19 protein-coding genes and 3 pseudogenes are annotated in these 20,672 nt (G+C 59.0%); 14 read left to right on the top strand and 8 right to left on the bottom strand.

What is annotated here, in order from left to right; genetic code table 11:
• Positions 1 to 560, top strand: a pseudogene (locus tag DV027_RS15315) (DDE-type integrase/transposase/recombinase); the annotation flags it as partial.
• Between the two features lie 223 nt (positions 561 to 783).
• Here DV027_RS15315 and DV027_RS15310 read toward each other — a convergent pair.
• Positions 784 to 1,731: pseudogene (locus DV027_RS15310) on the bottom strand (transposase); the annotation flags it as partial.
• Between DV027_RS15310 and DV027_RS15305 the strand changes: the two are divergent.
• Positions 1,726 to 1,992 (top strand): annotated as a pseudogene (locus DV027_RS15305) (integrase core domain-containing protein); the annotation flags it as partial. The pseudogenes DV027_RS15310 and DV027_RS15305 overlap by 6 nt on opposite strands.
• Positions 1,993 to 2,017: 25 nt before the next feature.
• Here the strand turns inward: DV027_RS15305 and DV027_RS15300 are convergent.
• On the bottom strand, positions 2,018 to 2,902 hold the full coding sequence (locus DV027_RS15300; RefSeq protein ID WP_023524212.1) for an iron-containing redox enzyme family protein: 885 nt from the start codon (positions 2,900 to 2,902) through the stop codon (positions 2,018 to 2,020).
• Between the two features lie 19 nt (positions 2,903 to 2,921).
• Positions 2,922 to 3,830, bottom strand: coding sequence for a methyltransferase (locus tag DV027_RS15295; RefSeq protein ID WP_014106869.1), 909 nt, complete (start codon positions 3,828 to 3,830; stop codon positions 2,922 to 2,924).
• A 40-nt stretch (positions 3,831 to 3,870) separates the two neighbouring features.
• On the opposite strand from DV027_RS15295, the gene DV027_RS15290 reads away from it, so the two are divergent.
• Positions 3,871 to 4,950, top strand: a complete 1,080-nt coding sequence (locus tag DV027_RS15290; RefSeq protein ID WP_116701976.1) for an ATP-grasp domain-containing protein — start codon at positions 3,871 to 3,873, stop codon at positions 4,948 to 4,950.
• 96 nt (positions 4,951 to 5,046) lie between these two features.
• Here DV027_RS15290 and DV027_RS15285 read toward each other — a convergent pair whose 3' ends face one another.
• Positions 5,047 to 5,856, bottom strand: coding sequence for an ABC transporter permease (locus DV027_RS15285; protein WP_010509899.1), 810 nt, complete (start codon positions 5,854 to 5,856; stop codon positions 5,047 to 5,049).
• The gene (locus tag DV027_RS15280; RefSeq protein WP_025440182.1) at positions 5,853 to 6,482 is read right to left on the bottom strand and encodes an ABC transporter ATP-binding protein; all 630 of its coding nucleotides are present in this window, start codon (positions 6,480 to 6,482) and stop codon (positions 5,853 to 5,855) included. Before DV027_RS15280 ends, DV027_RS15285 begins: the two co-directional genes overlap by 4 nt.
• A gap of 284 nt (positions 6,483 to 6,766) precedes the next feature.
• Here DV027_RS15280 and DV027_RS17930 point away from each other — a divergent pair, with 284 nt between their 5' ends.
• Positions 6,767 to 7,120: a multicopper oxidase domain-containing protein gene (locus DV027_RS17930; RefSeq protein WP_237701062.1), complete on the top strand. Its 354-nt coding sequence runs from the start codon at positions 6,767 to 6,769 to the stop codon at positions 7,118 to 7,120.
• A 206-nt stretch (positions 7,121 to 7,326) separates the two neighbouring features.
• Here DV027_RS17930 and DV027_RS15265 read toward each other — a convergent pair whose 3' ends face one another.
• On the bottom strand, positions 7,327 to 7,728 hold the full coding sequence (locus tag DV027_RS15265; RefSeq protein ID WP_023524214.1) for an RcnB family protein: 402 nt from the start codon (positions 7,726 to 7,728) through the stop codon (positions 7,327 to 7,329).
• 121 nt (positions 7,729 to 7,849) lie between these two features.
• On the opposite strand from DV027_RS15265, the gene DV027_RS15260 reads away from it, so the two are divergent.
• The 6 genes from DV027_RS15260 (at position 7,850) to DV027_RS15235 (ending at position 14,411) form a co-directional block, all read left to right on the top strand.
• Positions 7,850 to 8,203, top strand: coding sequence for an ArsR/SmtB family transcription factor (locus DV027_RS15260; protein ID WP_014106863.1), 354 nt, complete (start codon positions 7,850 to 7,852; stop codon positions 8,201 to 8,203).
• On the top strand, positions 8,200 to 8,622 hold the full coding sequence (gene arsC / locus DV027_RS15255; RefSeq protein ID WP_053324044.1) for an arsenate reductase (glutaredoxin): 423 nt from the start codon (positions 8,200 to 8,202) through the stop codon (positions 8,620 to 8,622). Before DV027_RS15260 ends, arsC begins: the two co-directional genes overlap by 4 nt.
• Complete coding sequence (locus DV027_RS15250; protein WP_010509914.1) at positions 8,622 to 9,917, top strand: arsenic transporter; 1,296 nt, start codon at positions 8,622 to 8,624, stop codon at positions 9,915 to 9,917. Before arsC ends, DV027_RS15250 begins: the two co-directional genes overlap by 1 nt.
• Positions 9,918 to 9,937: 20 nt before the next feature.
• Positions 9,938 to 10,636 carry an arsenical resistance protein ArsH gene (arsH, locus tag DV027_RS15245; protein WP_007396744.1) on the top strand — a complete coding sequence of 233 codons (699 nt, stop codon included), beginning with the start codon at positions 9,938 to 9,940 and terminating at the stop codon, positions 10,634 to 10,636.
• A 628-nt stretch (positions 10,637 to 11,264) separates the two neighbouring features.
• Positions 11,265 to 12,866, top strand: a complete 1,602-nt coding sequence (locus tag DV027_RS15240) for a B12-binding domain-containing radical SAM protein (protein WP_186336049.1) — start codon at positions 11,265 to 11,267, stop codon at positions 12,864 to 12,866.
• A gap of 249 nt (positions 12,867 to 13,115) precedes the next feature.
• Complete coding sequence (locus DV027_RS15235) at positions 13,116 to 14,411, top strand: carbohydrate porin (protein ID WP_116703189.1); 1,296 nt, start codon at positions 13,116 to 13,118, stop codon at positions 14,409 to 14,411.
• 73 nt (positions 14,412 to 14,484) lie between these two features.
• Here DV027_RS15235 and DV027_RS15230 read toward each other — a convergent pair whose 3' ends face one another.
• Positions 14,485 to 16,026 carry a carbohydrate porin gene (locus DV027_RS15230; protein WP_102325963.1) on the bottom strand — a complete coding sequence of 514 codons (1,542 nt, stop codon included), beginning with the start codon at positions 16,024 to 16,026 and terminating at the stop codon, positions 14,485 to 14,487.
• Between the two features lie 569 nt (positions 16,027 to 16,595).
• Between DV027_RS15230 and DV027_RS15225 the strand changes: the two genes are divergently transcribed.
• The 3 genes from DV027_RS15225 (at position 16,596) to DV027_RS15215 (ending at position 18,603) form a co-directional block, all read left to right on the top strand.
• Positions 16,596 to 17,078, top strand: a complete 483-nt coding sequence (locus DV027_RS15225) for a hypothetical protein (protein ID WP_102325965.1) — start codon at positions 16,596 to 16,598, stop codon at positions 17,076 to 17,078.
• A gap of 246 nt (positions 17,079 to 17,324) precedes the next feature.
• On the top strand, positions 17,325 to 17,906 hold the full coding sequence (locus DV027_RS15220) for a cytochrome b (protein ID WP_025440172.1): 582 nt from the start codon (positions 17,325 to 17,327) through the stop codon (positions 17,904 to 17,906).
• Complete coding sequence (locus DV027_RS15215; RefSeq protein ID WP_007396730.1) at positions 17,896 to 18,603, top strand: VIT1/CCC1 transporter family protein; 708 nt, start codon at positions 17,896 to 17,898, stop codon at positions 18,601 to 18,603. The genes DV027_RS15220 and DV027_RS15215 overlap by 11 nt, the downstream gene beginning before the upstream one ends.
• A gap of 431 nt (positions 18,604 to 19,034) precedes the next feature.
• Here DV027_RS15215 and DV027_RS15210 read toward each other — a convergent pair whose 3' ends face one another.
• A complete protein-coding gene (locus tag DV027_RS15210) occupies positions 19,035 to 19,721 on the bottom strand; it encodes a response regulator transcription factor (RefSeq protein ID WP_116703190.1) in 687 nt (228 codons plus the stop codon).
• 452 nt (positions 19,722 to 20,173) lie between these two features.
• Here DV027_RS15210 and DV027_RS15205 point away from each other — a divergent pair, with 452 nt between their 5' ends.
• The gene (locus tag DV027_RS15205; protein WP_242621954.1) at positions 20,174 to 20,620 is read left to right on the top strand and encodes a hypothetical protein; all 447 of its coding nucleotides are present in this window, start codon (positions 20,174 to 20,176) and stop codon (positions 20,618 to 20,620) included.
• The last annotated feature ends 52 nt before the right edge of the window (positions 20,621 to 20,672 follow it).

The raw sequence follows: 20,672 nt of genomic DNA, 5'->3' as shown, positions 1-20,672 counted from the left end.
GCAGTCGTTTCTTCCAACGACCATTCTGGCACATTGCGATGCCGTGCGGGGAGGACGGCAACCACCCCATCTCGCAGCGGCGAGCTTGCCGCCTGATCGGCATGGACCCGAAGACGTGGCGCTGTGCGTCACGCCGCCCGGATGATGCCGAGGCGCGCAGTCGGCTGCGCGATCTTGCGGGCGAACGAGGCCGGTTCGGCTACCGGCGCCTGCACATCCTCCTGAAGCGCGAGGGAGTGACCATGAACCACAAGAAGCTGTTCCGGCTGTATCGCGAGGAAGGACTGTCGGTCCGCAAGCGTGGCGGCCGGAAACGGGCAATGGGCACGCGCTCGCCAATGATGCTGCCCGAAGGTCCCAATCAGCGCTGGAGCCTGGATTTCGTCTCGGACGCGCTGAACAACGGACGGCGCTTCCGCGTGCTGACAGTGGTGGACGACTACACGCGGGAGTGCCTGGCGCTGGTGGCGGATACGTCGCTGTCAGGCGAACGGCTCGGCCGCGAACTCGACCGGATCGGGGAACATCGCGGCTTTCCCATGATGATCGTCAGCGACGACGTCCTATATCGGGAAGCATCCGGTCGATTTGGCAACACGTCTCCATCGGCAGTTTGCACTGTCGTTGAAAAATACTGCAAGCAAAAACCAGGCGGTCTCCACCGCAAAATAAAGGTGCTCCCTGCCATAGCAAACACAGAGTCCAGATCGGCGTGATGGCGCCGTGGCTCTAACCGTCCTGAAGATGGGATGCGATAACCCAGGTGGAGGACCCAAACATTGTCTACAGGGTCGCTGAAGCGCCCTCACGGCACTGAGTGAGAGGGGTTCCTCCACCTGGAACCGGCCCCTCAACAAAGAGCCGGTAATCGTCACCGCGTTTAATGATCGCGTGCACAACGCGTCCCATCTTTGCGGTGATGGCTGTGAACGCCTTGCGGCGCAGGTCCGGATCATGCCGGTCCCTGGCCACATAGCGATCGAACTTGTCACGGAAGCTGTTCTCGCGCTGACGAATGGCGGCCTGAGCTGCCATCCACAATGTGCGGCGCAACCGAGCATTGCCGCGCTTGGACAGCTTCGTTTTGCCGCGATACTGACCCGACTGGTAGGTGGACAGATCCAGACCGCAGAATTTGAGAAATTGCCGATGATGACGAAAACGTCTCAGATCGCCTGCCTCGGCCAGGATTGTCAGGGCATGGATCGGCCCGATGCCTGGCACCTGCTGCAGACGCCGGAAATCGGCATGCTCGCCCAGCAGTTCGATTGCCGCGACCTCAATGTCGTCGCGCTGGGCAATCAGGCGCCGTGCCTCTCCCAACACCAGCCTGAACATCCTGATCGCAGGAGCATCCGGGGCAATCGGCAAGGCGATGGATGTCTGGGCTGTTTCCCAGATGTCGCCAAGTAGACGAGACTTGCTGACCTTGCGACCGACGACGTCCCAGGCTGCCGCGACAAACGCATCCTTGCCGAGCGCCGTGATGCTGGCCGGAACCGGGAATTGCTCGAGCATAGCGAAAAACCAGTCGCTGCGGGTATTGCCCCTGAAACGCTCGATCTCCGGAAAATAAAGCGGCAGATAATGGGTAAGGATCCGGTGCTGGACCTCAGTTTTGGCACGGAAAATCACCTCGTGCGTAACGGACAATTCCTGAACGTCATTGATCCTGTTGGCCAGCGGATCGTGATACGGTTTGGTTGCACCGATCTGGAGCATGTGCAGGAAAGACGGTCGGTGCTGTGGCACTACATCGCACCAGGCAAGCCGCAGCAGAACGGGTTCATCGAAAGCTTCAACGGCCAGTTCCGGGACGAATGCCTCAACGAGCACCTGTTCCGAAACCTCGTCCACGCTCGGACGGTCATCGACGCCTGGCAAGCCGACTATAACGTCGTCAGGCCCCACACCAGCCTCAACGGCATGACACCAGAAGCTTTCGCCCAACACACCAACAAGGTATACAACAACCCACAGACCCTAACTTAAAACTGAGGGCACGCTCGGGGTAGGGTCACTTCAGGCCCAGATGATCCCGATAGCTGCGAAAGCAGGCCGCGCCACACTCCAGCCGCATCAGCGCCCCTTCGGCGATGGCCGGGGCACGACGCGGATCTTCCTCGATCAGCGGAACGATAACCTCCGCGTTCCACGCCGCGGAATGACGCACATCCAGCACGGCATGCAGGTCGAAATAATGCCGGTCATCCGGTTGTACGCCCAGTCGCTTCAGCCCGGCCGCAACCATGGCGGCCCGGCCCGGCGCGGTCAGTTCGATCACGCCCAGCGCGCCGATGCACTGAAACGCCAGATGCCGGTGACAGGCCAAACCGGCCATGGCGTTGGCCAGGGCCAGCGACTGCCAGACCGTATCCTCCGGCCGGGGCCGCAGCCCGAGGGCATGGACCAGATGCGCCAGCATCGGCCCGTGCATGCCGGCTTTCCGGCCATGCCCCATTTCATCCCAGTAATTACGCGCCAGTTCCAGCTTGGGGCGCGTTGGCATGCGCACCTGCACCAGCGCCGTCAGGTCCTCGAAACCGGCTTCTCCCGCTGCTTCCTGTTCCACAAACCAGCACATGGCCGCACGCGGCGCTTCATGCGCCAGCCAGGGGAACAGCCGGTCGCGCTGTCCGGGACCGGTTTGTTCCAGTCCCTCAAACCATGCAAGGAATGCCGCAGGCTCCCGGGGCGCCCGCGCGGCGCGTGGCGCAACCCGCGCACGCAGCGCGCGCAGAAAACCGGCTTCCCCCGCCAGCAGGCGGGGCAGGTCCACACCTGCCCTGCCGTCCTCCTCCGGCAGGCAGGGCGTCAGGCGCAGGCGATTGAGCCTGGCCAGGGCCAGATGGAGATCCCGCTGCGTCCGTTCGATACTGTCGCCAGCCACGATATCGTTCATTGGGGCCATTCCTGTCCTGCTATCGCTGTATCACGGTCAGGCAGATCACGGCGATCCGCTCTGCCACGGATAACGGGCCGCCTTCCAGTTCCTCGCCAAATACATCCGGGTCGAGTTCACTGGCCGCCCACGTGAAATCCCTGCCATCCAGCAGGGCCGCCACATCGCGCAGGAAAGGGTTGTCCCCATCAATGATCGCGGTCCCGGTATACAGCAGCAATGTCCCGCCGGGCGCCAGCCGCTCCATGGCCGTCCTGACGACCGCCAGCGACAGCCCCTCCCCCAGCCTGCCGCCACCGTTGCGGTACAGTCGGCAACCGGGGTCCGGCAGGTAGGGCGGATTGGAGAGGATCAGGTCGAATTCACCCGCAAGCCCCGACAGGAGATCACCCTGCCACGCCCTGATGCCATCAACGCCCGCAATACGCGCATTGATGCGCGCCAGCCGCAGGGCACCGGGGTTGATATCGACCATCACCACCTCGGTCCCCGGACAGGCCTGCGCGACCATGATCGCACCGAGGCCCGTGCCGCAGCCAATATCCACCGCCCGCACGGGCGGCGGGGCGGAGCGCAGATGAGCCGCCAGCACCGCGCCGAACCGGTAGCTGTCCGGGCCAAAAAATACTGCATCCTCGGCGTCGGTGGGAAAGGCGGAATGGAAGAACCCGTTGCCCCCCAGCGTCGAGAACCGGAACCGGCTGCGCCAGGCCCCGTTATCAGCAACGAGCATCCCCGCCTCCATCGCCTGCGCGAAGAGGGGCGCGGGCAGCGCATCACGCCGGAAAGACCGGCTCCAGCCAAAAATATCGACGGGGTTCGCTGCCCACCCATTGCCCGGCCGCGCATTGACACGGCGCTGGGTCTCTGGCGTGGGGCAGACGAACCTGTAGCCTGATCGCAACAGCGTGATGCCCACCTGTTGCATTGCGTGATCCCGAACTGCCGCGGGGAAGATAGGATTGTCCATGATGAAGCCCCAACGCAGCACGAATGACGCCTGTTCCCACCATGCCAGCAACGGCTTTGGCGCGATGGAACGGCTCCCGAAGCCGGTATTGTGTATACCCCTTGTCCTGCAGTGGCTATGGCTGGGGCTGCGCTACCGCAGCCTGACGCTGCCATCGGTCGTCAACCCGGCGATCGAGACCGGGGGACTGGCTGGCGAATCAAAAGCCGCCTGCCTAGCCCGGATCAGCCCGGAGCACGCGTTATGGGTCGCCCGCACCGTCCTCGTCTCTCCCGCTGACATCCCGGCGGCAGCGTCCATGGCGCGGACACTGGGCTACCCGCTGGTTGCCAAGCCCGATATCGGCTGGTGCGGCCATGGCGTGCGACGGATCGATACCGTGGATGGGCTAATGGCCTACATTGCGGCCTTTCCCCCCGACGCCAGCTTCCTCTTGCAGGAATTCGTGCCCGGCCCCCTTGAGGCCGGGCTGTTCTACTACCGTGGCCCGACCGAAGCCCATGGCCGCCTTATCGGTCTCGCCATCCGTCATTCCCCACAGGTCACGGGCGACGGCGTGCGTTCCATCGCGGCCCTGATGGCCGCGGACCCACGGCTGTGTTCGCGGATCGGGCATTACCGGCGCGCCCTCTCCACCAGAGGGATTGACCATGTTCCGCCGCGTGGCGAACGCGTCATCCTTGGCACGGTCGCCTCCCTGCGGATGGGCGGCCGCTATGAGAACGCCATGCGGCTGAATACCCCCGCCCTTGAAGGACGCGTCGATGCCATAGCCCGCTCCATGAACGGCTTCCATTTCGGTCGCCTGGACGTACGTTTTGGCAGCGAGGCGGCCCTGCAACGCGGAGAGTTCCGGATTATCGAAATCAACGGCGCCGGATCCGAAGCCATCCAGTTCTGGGACCCGACGATGCGCCTGCGGGATGCCTATCGTGGCGTGTTCGCCAAGCAGGCGGCCCTGTTCGCGCTGGCGGCCCGGATGCGGGCCGATGGCGCGGTCCCGATCAGCGCAATGGCGCTGGCCACGGCATGGTGGCGGCAACTCAGGCTGATGCGGCGCTATCCTTCGTCCAATTAGTTCATATGTGCAGCCCGGATCATGATCTGGAAACAGGCTCCGCATCTGTATGACCCTGATCGGCGCTGTCATGCCATGATACGTGGTTCCACCGCCTCACCCCTTCTGCAATCGGGGAAGCAGGCGTTCCAGCCGCAGCCTCCCCCGGCTGTCCGTCAGCCGCCAGGCTGCCAGGTAGGCCGCGGCTGTCGCGCCGATCAGGTTGCCACTGACGATAAGTGACATCAGCAGGACCTGGTACCTTGAGGCTGCCAAGGGGTTCATCCCCGCCAGGATCTGCCCTGTCATGATTCCGGGCATGGTAATGATCCCGGCGGCCGCCATCTGGTTCAGCGTCGGCAGCAGGGCCGTCCGGATGGCCTGGCGAATCAGGCCGTTCATTGCCTGCGCGCGGGTCGCGCCGAGAATGATCCGCGCCTCGATGGCCTGCCGTTCGCGCGTGATGGCGGACAGGAGTGTATTCATCGACAGGCTTGTTGCATTCATGACATTGCCCAGCAGCAGGCCCGTCAGGGGAATGGCCGTGCGGGCCACATACCACGGGTGGGGCTGGAGGCCGGTCAACAGCCCGATCAGCACCACGATGACCGTCCCTGTTACCGTGGAGGCACCCGCGATCCCGAAATGCCACCACAGACCAAGGCGGACCTGCTGGCGTGACCCGGCTTCCCGGGCGGCGGCGGTGAACATGAAGGCCAGCAGCCCGATGGTCAGCCACACGGAGGCATGACCAAACACGAACAAAAGCACACTGCCGACAAGCGCAAGCTGTACCGCCATGCGCACGGCGGAAACCAGCAGCACCCGCTGCAACCCCAGCGACAGCAGGAACGACAGCGCGCTGCCGATGGCGATCAGGGCAGCGGCCACCAGCATGTCCCCGGTCGTCAGCACTATGGGTGTCATGGCGCGATTTCTTCCATGTGTCCCCGTGCCATCCGGAACCGCGTCCCGGCCATGCGCCCCGCCTGCCCCATGTCGTGCGAGACCAGGACAATGGCCGTCCCCTGCGCCCTTGCCTCCTGAAGAACGGCTTCAACCCTGTCCGTCGTGGCGGCATCCAGCGCCGAACAGGGTTCATCAAGCAGCAGGACACGGGGATGCAGCAGCAGGGCGCGGATCAGGGACAGCCGCTGGCGTTCCCCCGTGGACAGGCGTGACAGCGGCGAGCGCAGGCAGTCTTCCCGCAGGCCAAGGCGCGCGACCAGCGCGCGCACCGCGTCCGTATCCACCATGTGGTCCAGCACGATATCGGACCACCACGCGGGTTCCGCCGGGACATATTGCACCAGGCGGCGCCACTGCGCCGCAGGCATGCCCGAGCAGGCCTGTCCATCGATGCGTGCATCGCCTTCATGCGGGTCAAGATCCGCGATCATGCGCAGCAGTACCGACTTCCCGCTGCCTGATGACCCGGTGATCGCCACGCACGCCCCCGCCGGGACAGTGAATGCAAACGGGCCACCATGGACGCTGCGCAAGGCCAGTACCTCCAGCGCCACAGGCCTGGCCTGATCTGTCGCTACAGTCATCCATCCTCCTGAACAGCCATCCCTGCCCGTTCGCGCGAAGACATCAGCCACGTTGCGTCCAGTCCCGGGCCTTTTCCCATATCTGAATTTCTCGATATGAGGAAATATTATATCCTCGCCGGACATGGCGACCGGCATCGCGCCGGTGTGCATGGCCCGGGCTACGGTCCATTTATGGACAGGTCCCGGCGACAGGACGGCCTGCCCCCGCGCCAGCCCGATGAAACCGGCCAACGCTGTAGGCGTTGGGAACCCTGCCTGTTTGCCCATAATCGGATATTACCATGATGCTGGATCGCCGTTCCTTTCTGGCATTGTCCGGACGAACGACGCCGGCGGCCATGATCCCGCGCCGGGGCCGTGGCGCTGGCCCCGTCATGGGTGGAAAAGCGGACCATACGCTGCGGATCGCCACGGGACAGGTCGAACTTGCCCCCGGGCGCATCATTTCAACCACGCTTTATAATGGCCAGTTTCCCGGCCCCCTGCTGCGGCTTGAGGAAGGCAGGCTCAGCGTGATCGACATCTTCAATGATACCGATACGCCGGAACTGGTGCATTGGCATGGCCGGGGGCGATCTCAACCGTGGTACCTATACCGGGCAGGTCGGGCTGGTCTATATCGAGCCGAAGGATAATCCTGGCGCCCATGACCGCGAGATATTCCTTGTGCTGAAGGAATTCGCGCCATTCTTCAGCCGTGGCGGCGACATGGCGGTGGGTGCGCTTGCGGGCGACCCGGTAGCCGAACTCCAGCGGCTGGGAAAGGGCGCCGACGCGGTCGCCACGCAAGGGACGAAGGGGTTCGAGGTCGGCTACAGGTCATTCACGATCAACGGCCCATTCAATAAGGTGGCGTATAAGCTGGTGCAGCCGGATAGGGCGCCGTCGGGTAAGCAGGCACGACCGGTACAGGCATCGCCACGCCTGTAGTGGCAGCAACCACGCCCGCGATCAGTCCGGTTACCGCCGCCACAAGCAGGTACTGCGCTCCGGACTGCATCCAGTAATAGCCTGATGGCGGTGCCCACAGGCCATGGTAGCGCCGCCAGTCACGGCCCCGCCACTGCCGCGACCGCCAGTTGACATAATACTCCCCCCTTCGCCAGTCCCTCATATGGCCATGGCCACGCTCCCCGCCACGACGGTCATGACCGCCATGCCCCCATGGCGGATCCGCACGGGCCGTCGCACTGGTCAGGATCAGGCAGGCTGACAGGATGGCGGCCGGAAATCGATCTATCATGGTGCCTCCATCGGCAAGCAGGGTAAGGAACACAGGCTCTCATGGCTTATGCATGAACGTACGCCCCCCCCGCGCCAGGACAGGGATTGACATTATTTTATATATCCACAATCAAAGATATATGGATATGGAATCGGCCCTTGCCGCGCTCAGCGCCCTGTCCCAGTCCACGCGGCTGGCTATCTTCCGCCTGCTTGTGCGCCATGAACCGGACGGCCTGCCCGCCGGAGATGTCGCTCGCCATCTTGATATGCCGCAGAACACGATCTCGACCCACCTGGCGATCCTGACACGTGCCGGCCTGCTGAGCGCGCAACGCCACAGTCGGCAGATCGTCTATCGCGCCTGTCTTTCTCGCCTGCGCGAGCTGATGCTTTTCCTCGTCAAGGATTGCTGCGCGGGCAGTCCCGAACTCTGTGCGCCCCTGATCGCGACCCTGTCCTCCTGCTGTCCGTCCCCGGAATCCTGCTCATGACCATCACGATCTATCACAACCCGGCCTGCGGCACGTCGCGCAACGTGCTGGCACTGATCCGCAACAGCGGCGAGGACCCCTGCATCATCGAATATCTGAAAACCCCACCAAGCCGTGCGGAACTGGTCAGTCTGATCGCCCGTATGGGCGTTCCGGTGCGCTCGGTCCTGCGGGAAAAGGGCACGCCCTTTCACGAACTCGGCCTCGATAATCCGGCCCTGACGGATGATGCGCTGATCGACGCCATGATCGCACACCCCATCCTGATGAACCGGCCGATCGTCGTCACTCCGCTGGGTGCGGCGCTCTGCCGCCCGTCCGAGCGGGTGCTGGACATCCTGCCCAACCCGCAGCGGGGCGCTTTCATCAAGGAGGACGGCGAGAAGATCATCGATAAATCCGGCAAGCGGATCGTTTGATGCTGGCGCTTCTGATTTTCGTTGCCACGCTGGTTTTTGTCATCTGGCAGCCCCGAGGGCTGGGCATCGGCTGGAGTGCCATGGCAGGCGCCGCCATGGCGCTGGCAGCGGGCGTGATCCACTGGCACGATATTCCTGTCGTGTGGCACATCGTCTGGGATGCGACCTTTACCTTCATCGCCCTGATCGTCATCTCGCTGCTGCTGGATGAGGCCGGGTTCTTCCATTGGGCCGCCCTGCATGTGGTGCGCTGGGGCAAAGGGCGAGGCCGGACGCTCTTCCCGCTGATCGTGGTGCTGGGAGCGGTCATTGCAGCGGTTTTCGCCAATGACGGCGCGGCCCTGCTGCTCACGCCCATTGTCATCGCCATCCTCACTCAACTCCGCCTGAGCCATACTGCAGCCCTGGCCTTCATCATAGCGACCGGCTTCGTCGCGGACACCACCAGCCTGCCGCTGGTCATCTCCAATCTGGTGAACATCGTCAGCGCCAATTTCTTTGGCATTGCGTTCGATCGCTATGCCACGATCATGGTCCCTGTCGATCTGGTAGCACTTGGTGCAACGCTGGCCGTCTTGTGGCTGTGGTACCGGCGGCAGGTGCCTGCGACCTATCCCGTCGCCGAACTGCCCGCACCTGCCACGGCCATTCGTGACCCTCATGTATTCCGAGCGGCATTTCCGCTGCTAGCCCTGGTTCTGGCGGCCTATTTCCTGACCGCGCCGTTTCATATCCCGGTCTGTGTCGTAGCCTGCCTGGCCGCCGCAATCCTGCTGCTCGTCGCCGGATATGGCCGGGTGATCTCTGTTCGCATGGTGCTGCGGGGTGCCCCGTGGCAGATCGTGATCTTCTCCCTAGGCATGTATCTGGTGGTCTATGGGCTGCGCAATGCCGGGCTGACCGACTATCTTGCGACCGCACTGGTCTGGCTCGGTCATCAAGGGACGTTCACGGCCACCATCGGCACCGGCTTTCTGGCGGCTGTTCTGTCGTCCATCATGAACAATATGCCGAGTGTGCTGGTCGGGGCGCTGGCGATCCAGCAGGCTCACGACATCACGCCGCTGACACGCGACCTGATGATCTATGCCAACGTCATCGGCTGCGACCTCGGGCCGAAATTCACGCCCATTGGTAGTCTCGCAACACTGCTGTGGCTGCATGTGCTGGCATCCAAGAATCATCGGGTCACGTGGGGGCAATACATGAAGGTCGGGCTGGCCATCACCCCGCCGGTCCTGCTGGCCACGCTCATCGCGCTGGCCCTGTGGCTGCCCCGGGTCAGCCACCCGTAACGCATGAAGGGAACCGCTCCATGACCGCACCTGACCTGCCCGCCCTGCATCCGGAATATCTCGAACGGGTTGACCTCGCGCGGCTTGAGCCACACCCACGGGTTGACCATCCGCCCCGCATCCTGCTGCTCTATGGCTCGCTGCGACCACGCTCGTTCAGCCGCCTGCTGGTGCTGGAGGCGGAGCGCATCCTGAAAGCCCTCGGCGCGGAAACGCGGATATTCGACCCGACCGGCCTGCCGGTGGCGGATTCCGTACCTGCCACCCATCCGAAGGTGCAGGAACTGCGCGCACTCTCGCTCTGGTCGGAAGGCCAGGTCTGGTGCAGCCCCGAACGGCACGGTAACATAACCGCTGTGTTCAAAAACCAGATCGACTGGTTGCCACTGTCCGAAGGCTCGATCCGTCCGACGCAGGGCCGCACGCTGGCGGTGATGCAGGTCTCAGGCGGATCGCAAAGCTTCAATTCCGTCAATGCCCTGCGGGTTCTGGGCCGATGGATGCGGATGTTCACCATCCCCAACCAGTCCAGCGTGCCGATGGCCTATACGCAATTCGGTGATGATGACCGGATGAAGCCCTCCCCGCTCTATGACCGCATGGTGGATGTCATGGAGGAACTGATGAAGTTCACATGGCTGCTGCGGGACCGGGCCGATTACCTCGTTGATCGCTATAGCGAGCGCAGGCAGGACCATCGCCCGCCTGAAGCGCGGTGAGGCCGGGACGGGACGGAACCGTTCGACGTGTTGATTGCGGATGGCGGCCATGCTGCGGGGCCGTAAGCCTGCTACGCTCCAGCCAACGCCAAAGCGGCAACACTTCAGGCTTACCGTATCCGTGATCCTGTGATCTGGATTAATAAACCCCAATCTTCGTGCGACCATCTTGTCGCTTTATCAAAGCTCTTGTAAAAACAAAAAGAAATACTTTGTCATGAACATAGCGTTATGGAATCTTTCCAATTGAAAACCTCCATAAACAGTAAAATCCGTCACGATCCACAAGAAACTACCAAGGTTCTTGTGGTCAACACCCTCCTGACGTGAAGACAAACACCGTGTCCTGATTTCGCATATAGCGATCTTCCTATACCGCCTTGATGTGCCTGGGCATCATAGCCTGCTCATGCCGTTGGCCACGGTCGTTCGAGATTACCAGGATAAAAGCAATAGTGGCGGTCACCGATATTGTACCGGCCCACCTGACCGACACCACTACGAAAGGGGTTCACCCCATGTCACCCTTACAGTCGAGTTGCGCCCTGCCTGAGGCTGCCACGTCTCGAAATGGACGGGAAGGCATCTGTCTTGATCATGACCAGTCCTTGCAGCAATGGATCCTTGCATGATGACCGAAACCTGCAAGGTCCTGATGATCTTCCCGCTTTTCAACGCCAATTCATTCTGGAACTACAAGGAAGCCTGCGATCTTGCGGGCGCACGCTATCCGGCGGCCCCCCTTGGTCTGGTCACGGTCGCAGCCCTCCTGCCCCGGGACTGGGAAGTCCGGTTGGTCAACCGCAATACCGAAGACCTTGTGGATGCCGATTACGACTGGGCCGACATGGTCATGACCGGCGGCATGCTGCCGCAGCGCAATGATGCGCTGCACATCATCGAGACCTGCCGCGCGCGCGGCAAGCCGGTGGTGGTGGGTGGCCCCGACGTGACCTCTAGCCCATCGCTTTACAGCGCCGCCAATTTTCAGGTTCTGGGCGAAGCCGAGGAAATCATGCTTGATTTCATCGCCGTCTGGCGCAAGGGAGCGCGCGAAGGCGTATTCGAAGCGCCGATGGGCAAGACCGATGTCACGAAAAGCCCACTGCCCCGCTTCGACCTGCTGAAGCTGGACCAGTACCTGCATGTTGGCATCCAGTTCTCGCGTGGGTGTCCGTTCAGTTGCGAGTTCTGCGACATCATTGAACTCTATGGCCGAGTGCCGCGCACCAAGACCAATGCGCAGGTCATGGCCGAACTCGATGCCCTGTACGCGCTTGGCTATCGCGGACATGTGGATTTTGTCGATGACAACCTGATTGGCAACAAGAAGGCGCTCAAGAAATTCCTGTCCGACCTGAAACGCTGGCAGAACGAGAAGAACTTTCCATTCGAGTTCTCGACCGAGGCATCGATCAACCTTGCCGATGATGCCGACCTGCTGCGCAGCCTGGCCGATACCAATTTCTTCGCCATATTCGTCGGCATCGAAAGCCCGGATACAGACTCCCTCGTGCTGATGCAGAAAAAGCAGAACACGCGGCGCAGCCTGCAGCAGAGCATCGAGACAATCCACAAGGCCGGGATTTTCGTCAATGCGGGCTTCATCGTGGGTTTCGACAGCGAAAAGGGCAGTGTCGCCCAGGGCATGATCGACTGTATCGAGGATACGTCCATCCCAGTCTGCATGGTCGGCCTGCTTTACGCCCTACCCACGACGCAGCTGACGCGGCGCCTGCTGGCGGAGGGCCGCCTTTTTTCCGGCAGTGAACAGACGCAGTCGGGCGACCAATGCACGGCGGGGCTGAATTTCGAGACAAAACGCCCGCGTCGCGACGTGCTGAACGATTACAGGACGGTGCTTGCGGCCATCTATGACCCAGTCGCCTATTTCGGCCGCGTGCGCAGGCTGGGCCGGATGCTCGGGCGCAAGCGCACGCACCGGATGATAAAGGGTGATTTGCGCAGCTTTGTCCGGCTCATGTTCCGCATCCACCGTGCGGGGCCGGGAACGGCCGGGCAGTTCTGGCGCATGATGCTGGACTGCGCCCTGCATAACCCGCGCGCGCTGCCCTATGTGGTGATGACAAGCGCGCTTTACCTGCATCTTGGCCCGTTTTCACGCCAGGTCATTGCCGAGATCGACCGCGAGATCGCGGATGTGGAACAGGGCCGCTGGCATGTGCCGCCCGTTGTACGTCATGTCAAGGCAGAACTCGTGCCAGCCTAAACCGTGTTAAGGGAAGATGAAGGAGTATGCATGATGTACAATAAAGGCGCTAATATGCATTGCCTGTTAAAGCGCATTTCGTATAAATTCCGACATAACGAAGCTATTCCACTTATCAAAATATATATTGAATTAATGAAAAGAATTGTTCAATAAATAATTTGTTTTAGATTTTATTATACGATATTTTTTAGAAAAATGAGGCGCATCTGGCATAATCATCATATATGGTTACATACAATCATATTATTGAAAACCTGCTCTTTTGCATATGCCCAGCCTGTTCCCGTAAGCGTGCTGAGCGCGGGCGTTACGCCACAGCAGAATATTCCCGACCATATTGACCCGCGCACCCATCTGTCCGGCAACTGGGGCGGAATACGGAACTGGCTGCTGGCACAGGGAATTGATATCCGTATATCGGATACCAATGAATTCTGGTCCAACCCGGTGGGGGGCGCGCAGGCATCCAGCAACTACATCGGGTCCGCCGCGGTTGAAATGGTGACGAATCTGCACACCCTGACGGGCCTGCCACTGGGTACATTTGACATCAGCGCCATGGAAATCCGTGGGCGACCATTCAGTAATACGCCCCTGTATGTTTTCAACCAGACATCGAATATCGAAGCGGATGATAACGGGCGGCTATATGAACTGTGGTACAGCCAGAAATTCATGGGAGAACGCCTGGCCTTCCGGATTGGCAAGCTGGATCTCGGGCATGACTTCATGGTCAGCAGCGTCGGGCTGAACTTCCTCAACGCGTCCTTTTCCTGGCCCATCATGCCCGATAATGACCTGTATGACCAAGGCCCCGTCTCCCCCGTGGCCACGCCTGCGATACGGTTGCGCTATACCCTGTCCCCACACTGGAATTTCCTGTTCGCGGCAGCCGATGACAATCCTGTGGGCGGCCCCTTCATCAACGCGAAGGACCTGTGGAACCAAAACCGCGACCCCGGTGGCACGCGCTTCAGTTTCCGCACGGGCGCTCTTTTCTTCGGGGAGGTCCAGTACCGGCGGACCCTGTACGGAAGGCAGGGCACATATAAACTTGGCGGTTACTTTGATACCGGACGCTTTCCCGACCAGTCCGATCTCAGAAAAAACCATAAAACCAACTGGGCCGTCTACGCCATTGCGGATCAGACGCTGCAGCATTTCGGGCGAATAACGGAGCTTGACGCTTTCATTCGGGGGAACTGGACAGCGGACACCGACCGCAACCAGATCGTCTATGCCGCAGATGCTGGGTTGTCCCTGAAGGGGCCGTTTGGACGTGCAGGCGACATGGCGGGGTTTGGTGCGGGCCTGGGGGCGGCTAGTCCCTATCTTGCCCAGGCGGACCGGCGTTCTGGCCTGCCCATGCAGGGCACCGAATATCATCTGGAGTTGACCTATCAGATCCCAATCACGCCATGGTTCATGCTTCAGCCTGATATTCAGGGCATCATATCGCCCAGTGGTGGTGTTCTCGATAATAAAGGGCAGCATGTGCATGACGAAGCCATCTTCGGTCTGCATAGCAGCGTAACATTCTGAACCACTCTGTACAAGGTTTTTTTGAAAAGATCCGACCAGACTGTGTTGTCCCGCCTTTTCATTCCAGGTTCAGCTAGAAATTCACATTGGTATGCAACCCGAATACGGCTTCATCACCAATCCGGTGCGTCGGACAGGATGGATCTCCCGTGCCGCCCGAGGGGTTCAGGACATATTGGAAATCGGGCTGCACGACCATCCATGGTGTGATCTGGGCCTGATAGGTCAGTTCAAAATGATTTTCGTTTCCCTGCACCAGGGCACCGCGCGCGCGATCATAGGCACGCACGCCTGATGTGACGCGACCGATACCCCAGCCCAGACCAAGTGTATCATTCGTCCTGCCTGAAAAGGGCGCCTTCAGGTTAAGGCCGGCATCAATGGCGAAGCTTATGATATTGCGATCACCACTATTACCCGTCGCCCGGACAAACAGGCCAAGTGCGCGTGATGCATCAGGCGACGGACGCCAGATCAACTGGTCGATTATCCCGTAAATCAGCCAGTTTCCCCGATCCCAGCGGGGTGTACCACCATCCGCGCCAAGAGACAGTCCCTGTGTGTTATATCGATAATCCGGAAATCGTGCCGTATCATAATAGCCTCCAAGTTTATAAACGCCTGACAGGCCCGGATGACTGGCCGCGCGTCCACTGTCGCCAGATTGAGGATTGAAGGCATACTGAATTTCGGTAATCAGTAGCGCGCCGGTTCCCATATTGAACTGCGTGCCACTTCCATCCCTTATGGTCTGGCTGGTGGGGTCCGCCGGGTTTCCGGTCACGCCAAAGACACTGCTATCCTGATTACCCGACGGATTGTCATCCGCCGCCGCGAACATGAATGTGTATTTTTCACCGGGTCGGTAGCGCAACCGGATTGCGGGAGCTGCAAGCGGCCATGAAGGACCGCCAGCATAAAGGTTGACCGAAGGACCCATTGGCCATCCGAAATTGGCGTTGAGGTACAGGGACGCGTAATCGCTGATCAGGAATTCCGTATCGAGATCCTGCTGGCCGATCTTGACGTCCAGCGCGCCCCTGAGAAAGGACTGCTGGTACCAAAGTTCAAACAGGCGGGTGGAGCGATCCGCCTCAAATCCGCTGATGGGGTTGAAATTGCCCAGATGGTCCTGAGTGACGGCACGTCCCCGGATCTGCAGGGCACTGATGTTGATTGTCGCGCCTTTAAGCCCGATCATCCTTTCCAGATCCGCCATCAGGGTCGGCATGGTAATGCCGATATAGGAAGGGCCCGTGCCCGATCCCCTGCCATCGCCATTGGTACTGCCGATCCCGCCCGTGGCGTTACCCCATAACTCGTTGACGTCCTGAATGCTCAGCGTCAGGCCGTAGCGGGCCAGCCATGGACGCAGTCCCCCCATATTCCCCAGCAGGCTCCCACCGGCAGACGGCGTATCTTGGCTGTGGCTGGTCGTGATTGCGCCTGCTTGCCAGGAATCACGCACGGTCGCCGGGTCAATCTGGGCCAAGAAAGGTGTACTGGCGCCCAGATGGGCCTGCCCACCCGCAATGGCGGTCTGGGCCTGCCCCGCAACGGAGATGAAACCGCCGATGCCCCAGAAGAAAATTCCCTCACATACACGCCGGAACACTCGGGTAACGCAAACCGCCGGAATCCTGCGTGATGTCAGTTCGCACGGTCGCAAATGTTTCTCATATTATCGTAAAAAAGGTCGTAATCCAGACAGATATCATATACCCGGTCTTCTTTCCACAACATGATGTTTTTGTTAAAGACACAATGTGAATAAAAGAGAATTGTGATATTATATCGTTCTCGTAATTTAATTTATTGTTTTTAAAAAATATGCCTGAAGGTCATAAAAAGGTGTCTATTCTGCTTTGGCGATGGACGAAAACACATAGCGGAAAATAAATTATCGCGGCTGCCGCTTCTATGGAAAACAATTCAGACTTTTCACTTTGGCTGCCTGCACAAAATGATCGCCGGCATGCGTGGTAATACGGAGTACCATGCTGCCTGCTACAAGGATTGGCCGCCCTACCATTGCTCATAACGGCTGATCTCTTGCTAGCAGCGTCTCCCCCGTGACCTTATTTTCCGTGTTCAGGTTCACGTCATGTCTGCGTGTTACGAGAACAGCGAGCATCGGCATGATGGCATGGCCAGGGTCGGGTGCCAGGAGGCCGGACAAATATTATGAGATCGATAGTGCATTACGGATTGGCAATCCTGATGATAGTCAGCATATCCGGCTGTGTGGCGCGCGCCGAAACAGAAACAGAAACAAACGGTATTTGCGAGACAGTGGAACAGGGTATCCGGCTGCATGTCGACGGCACGTATGGCGGATATCCCCATTCCGTCCTGCGTGATGCGGTGCTGGAGAGCGTAGCCTGTCCTTCGGGGAATGCAGAACTACGCGCTTTCCATACCATTGCGATACCGCCGCCCCATATGCGTATTGCCGTCATGCGCCCCATCGGGCAGGGCCAGCAGGGATCGCTGTCCATCATGCTGTTTTCACAAGGGCATTTCGTTATCGGCGAACGGATGTCCCTCTCTCCTTTCTCACGCACCCAGTCTCCTTTTTCGGTAAAGGCAGACATCAACCTTGCAACAGCACGCCTATGGGGCGATCTGGCGAACCGGATCGCACAGGGGAAGCGTGCCATTCCATAATGGGGAAACACGCTCAGTCCATCACATTTGCGATCCGGTTTACCGAAAATGGCCGTAGCTTGCACATATTCTGCGATGTCATTAGGTCACGGGCGCCACACAGTTATCTGGATACAGGTTCCTTGCTCGCTGCCGGTGTCGTCGTGGGTTTACCATCTCCGTTCTTTTTTTACAGTCTGAACACCAACAGGCCGCAGGTATCGGCAAGGCGGCCAATCGTTCAGGTTCGCGTCATGTTTGAGTGATATGATCGTTCGGATGAAATACAAATCTGGCCTTTCCCCAGCACGTTATGACGCACCAACAATCATTTTCCACTGGGGATGCACGGCCATTATCATGTTGCAGTTCGCAACCGCGAATTTATGGGGCCTGTTCCGGAACCCGCTACACCATCAACTGGTGGTGACCCACCTGACGGCAGGCATGGTACTGAGCGTTCTGTTTCCCGCACGCCTGCTATGGCGACTAGGCTGGGGGCGGCAGATCCGCGCCGCCGATCGCTGGCTTGATGCCATGCTGGCGCGCTACGTGGAATACAGCCTGTATGGGCTAGTCCTGCTGGAAATCCTCCTTGGGTATCTGTGGCGATGGGGCAATGGGCAGGCCATGAGTTTCCTGTCCATCCAGATCATGCCGCCCTTTGGCAGGTTTCCGACATCGACAGTCGGCATTCTGCACTGGCTGCACCAGTGGAATGGCTGGCTGATCATCGTGCTTGCCACGGGTCATGCGCTGGCCGCGTGTTTTCATTACTTCATTCTCCGGGACAATGTTTTTCAGAGAATGCTGCTGACAGGGAATGTATCCGATGAATATGGAAAGTAAAATACCGCTGCGCCCCAAAGAAATCCACGCGACCTCCCGTCTGGGCTGGCTGCGGGCCGCTGTTCTGGGGGCGAATGATGGTATCCTGTCAACATCCAGCCTGATCATCGGCGTTGCCAGCGCCCATGCGACACAGGGGAGCATCCTGCTGGCTGGAATTTCCAGTCTGGCTGCCGGGGCCATGTCCATGGCCGCGGGGGAATATGTGTCCGTTAGCTCGCAGGCGGATTCTGAGAAGGCTGACCTCGCCCGCGAAAAAAAGGAGCTTGGCAGTAGCTGGGACGCTGAAGTGAGCGAACTGGCCGGGATATACCGTCAGCGTGGCCTGGATGATATTCTGTCACGCAAGGTTGCCCTTCAGCTCATGAAGCATGATGCACTGGGGGCGCACGCCCGCGATGAACTCGGCATTTCGGACGCGACTGCGGCGCGTCCGGTACAGGCCGCCTTTGCATCGGCTAGCGCATTCTCTTCCGGTGCCATACTGCCCGTGCTGGCAGCCCTGCTGTCGCCAGCCAGCGTGGTCTCGTGGAGTGTATCCGCTGTATCCCTGATTGGTCTGGCGGTATTGGGAGTCGTGGGTGCGCGTGCAGGTGGGGCCTCACCATGGCGTCCGGCAATGCGGGTCATATTCTGGGGCATCGTAGCGATGGCCGTGACGGCTGCCATCGGCCGGATATTCGGGGTACAGACATAATGTATTAAATATTTCTGTATATTGAACGAATGGAATGATATCGTGAATGTACTTCTTGTAATTGTGCTATCAAAGGCAGTCGTTTCAGTGCTCTGCATGCGACTTGCATTTCATTTATATCGTGACAAAAACAATATAATATTACATAGAAATAGGTCTGTGGGATTATGCTATCCCGGCAATAGATAGTGGGCATCAACTTCCTTGAAGACTTTCCCAAGGCGGCTATGGGAACCCCGCTTCTCCTGCGGGACGCGAATTATATGCGCAGTGATCTCTATTCCGTTGTCGCTGCGATCGTTAATGGCCGACTACGATGTCGGACCGAAAGGCATTTGCCTACACGCCATGGTCATCCTGCTTGCGTACCTATCTCATCCAGGATGGCCGAACCGGGCATGCATGCAAGATCATCCTATACCGCCAGGGAGTCACGCACTCATGACATAACCGCTACCCCTGACGGTGTGGATCAGAGGTTGGCCATCCTGCCCCAGTTTCTCCCGCAGACGACAAATATGCGTTTCGACGATGTTCGTACGAACCGGGAAATCCATATGCCAGACATCCTTCAGCAACATTTGCCGGGAAAGCACCATGCCTGCATTCCTCATGAAATATTCCAGAAGTTTTAGTTCCTGAGGCTGCAGAAGAACCTTTTCGCCATTCCGTGTCACTGCAAGCGTCAGCAGATTGAGTTCAACGTCAGCCACATTCATTATTGTTGTATGCTGGAAGGAAGATGATCGACGAAGCAGTACCTGCACGCGCGCGACCAACTCGCGTAATGCAAATGGCTTGATCATGTAATCATCCGCACCATGCCGCAGACCGGCGACACGGCTTGGTACGCCATCCATCGTCGTCAGGAACAGGACTGGCGTCATGATGGCATAAGAGCGCATGCGCATGAGAATTGTCAGTCCATCCAGACCAGGCAGCATGCGATCCAGAATGACGATATCCCACGTTTGCGACAGGGCATGCTGCGATCCATCGGTCCCGTTAGCGACACAAACCACGTCAATTCCGCTTTCCTCCAGTCCCTGCCGCACGTAATCCGTAGTTGCGTGGTCATCTTCAACCAAAAGCAGGCGGGGGCGTGTTACCAGCGTCATGAAGCAGGCCAATCAACAAATTTAATGTCCCGCCCAGCGAGACTGAGTTCTTGATCAGGTTATCAGAATCATTGTTACATGACACCATCCATGACGATGGATAGACAATTATTGGCATTTTTTAATGTATCGACCATGTCTCCAAATTGAATACAGAATAAATAATATCAATATTCCATGTGATACATATCATAAATGTGGATGTATATGAATTATATTTTATACGGTATTAAAACAAATACTACGTACGCGCAGGCATATAAAAAATAAAAGACGGTAAGTTCTCTCCGGACAGGACAAGGCAAAGGGGTTAACGCGGAAAGACCATTGGGGTAAAGTCAGGCCACAGGGCTGGAGCCTCTGCCAACCGGACCTGTCATGATCGGGGACGGGTGGATCTTGTTCGGTCATCCATATCCTGAGAGGATGTCGCTACATGATAAATATGTCCAATGATGTCGTGGAATAGGATATCCCGACGCCGAAATGTGGAGACACGACGTATCATCGCCACGACGTCGTTTCGTATCGTCACGTTGTTCGCCGGTCTTTTTATATTGGGCGGCATGGTCATGACTATAACGTCAGGCCTTTACAGCCAGTCAACCATGCGCCAGCAGATCCGCCGGGAAGTGGAGAACGAGAGCCATGAGACATTTGCAGATGCTGGTGTTGCGGATGTCCGTCATCTCCTGCCAGTTGTGCAAGGACTGATCGAACATGAACCCGGTTTCCATTATTTGCTTCAGGACCCCGGACAGGTCATTGTCGCAGGCAACATGCTGCATCTGCGACCAGTGCCGGGCGAACGCTGGCTGGCATGGTCCCATCGCCTGCCGAAAGAAATCAACCAGGATATCGTTTATGGAATAGGTTATACCAACCATTGTTTGGCCTGACTCACGGGGTACCCATCGGTTTAAAAATGTGATTCATAGGATGCAGACCATT

The organism is Komagataeibacter xylinus (assembly GCF_004302915.1).
Classification (GTDB): Bacteria; Pseudomonadota; Alphaproteobacteria; order Acetobacterales; family Acetobacteraceae; genus Komagataeibacter; species Komagataeibacter xylinus_C.
Note: the sequence above shows the minus strand (reverse complement) of the source record. Positions and strands in the feature narration are given on the sequence as shown.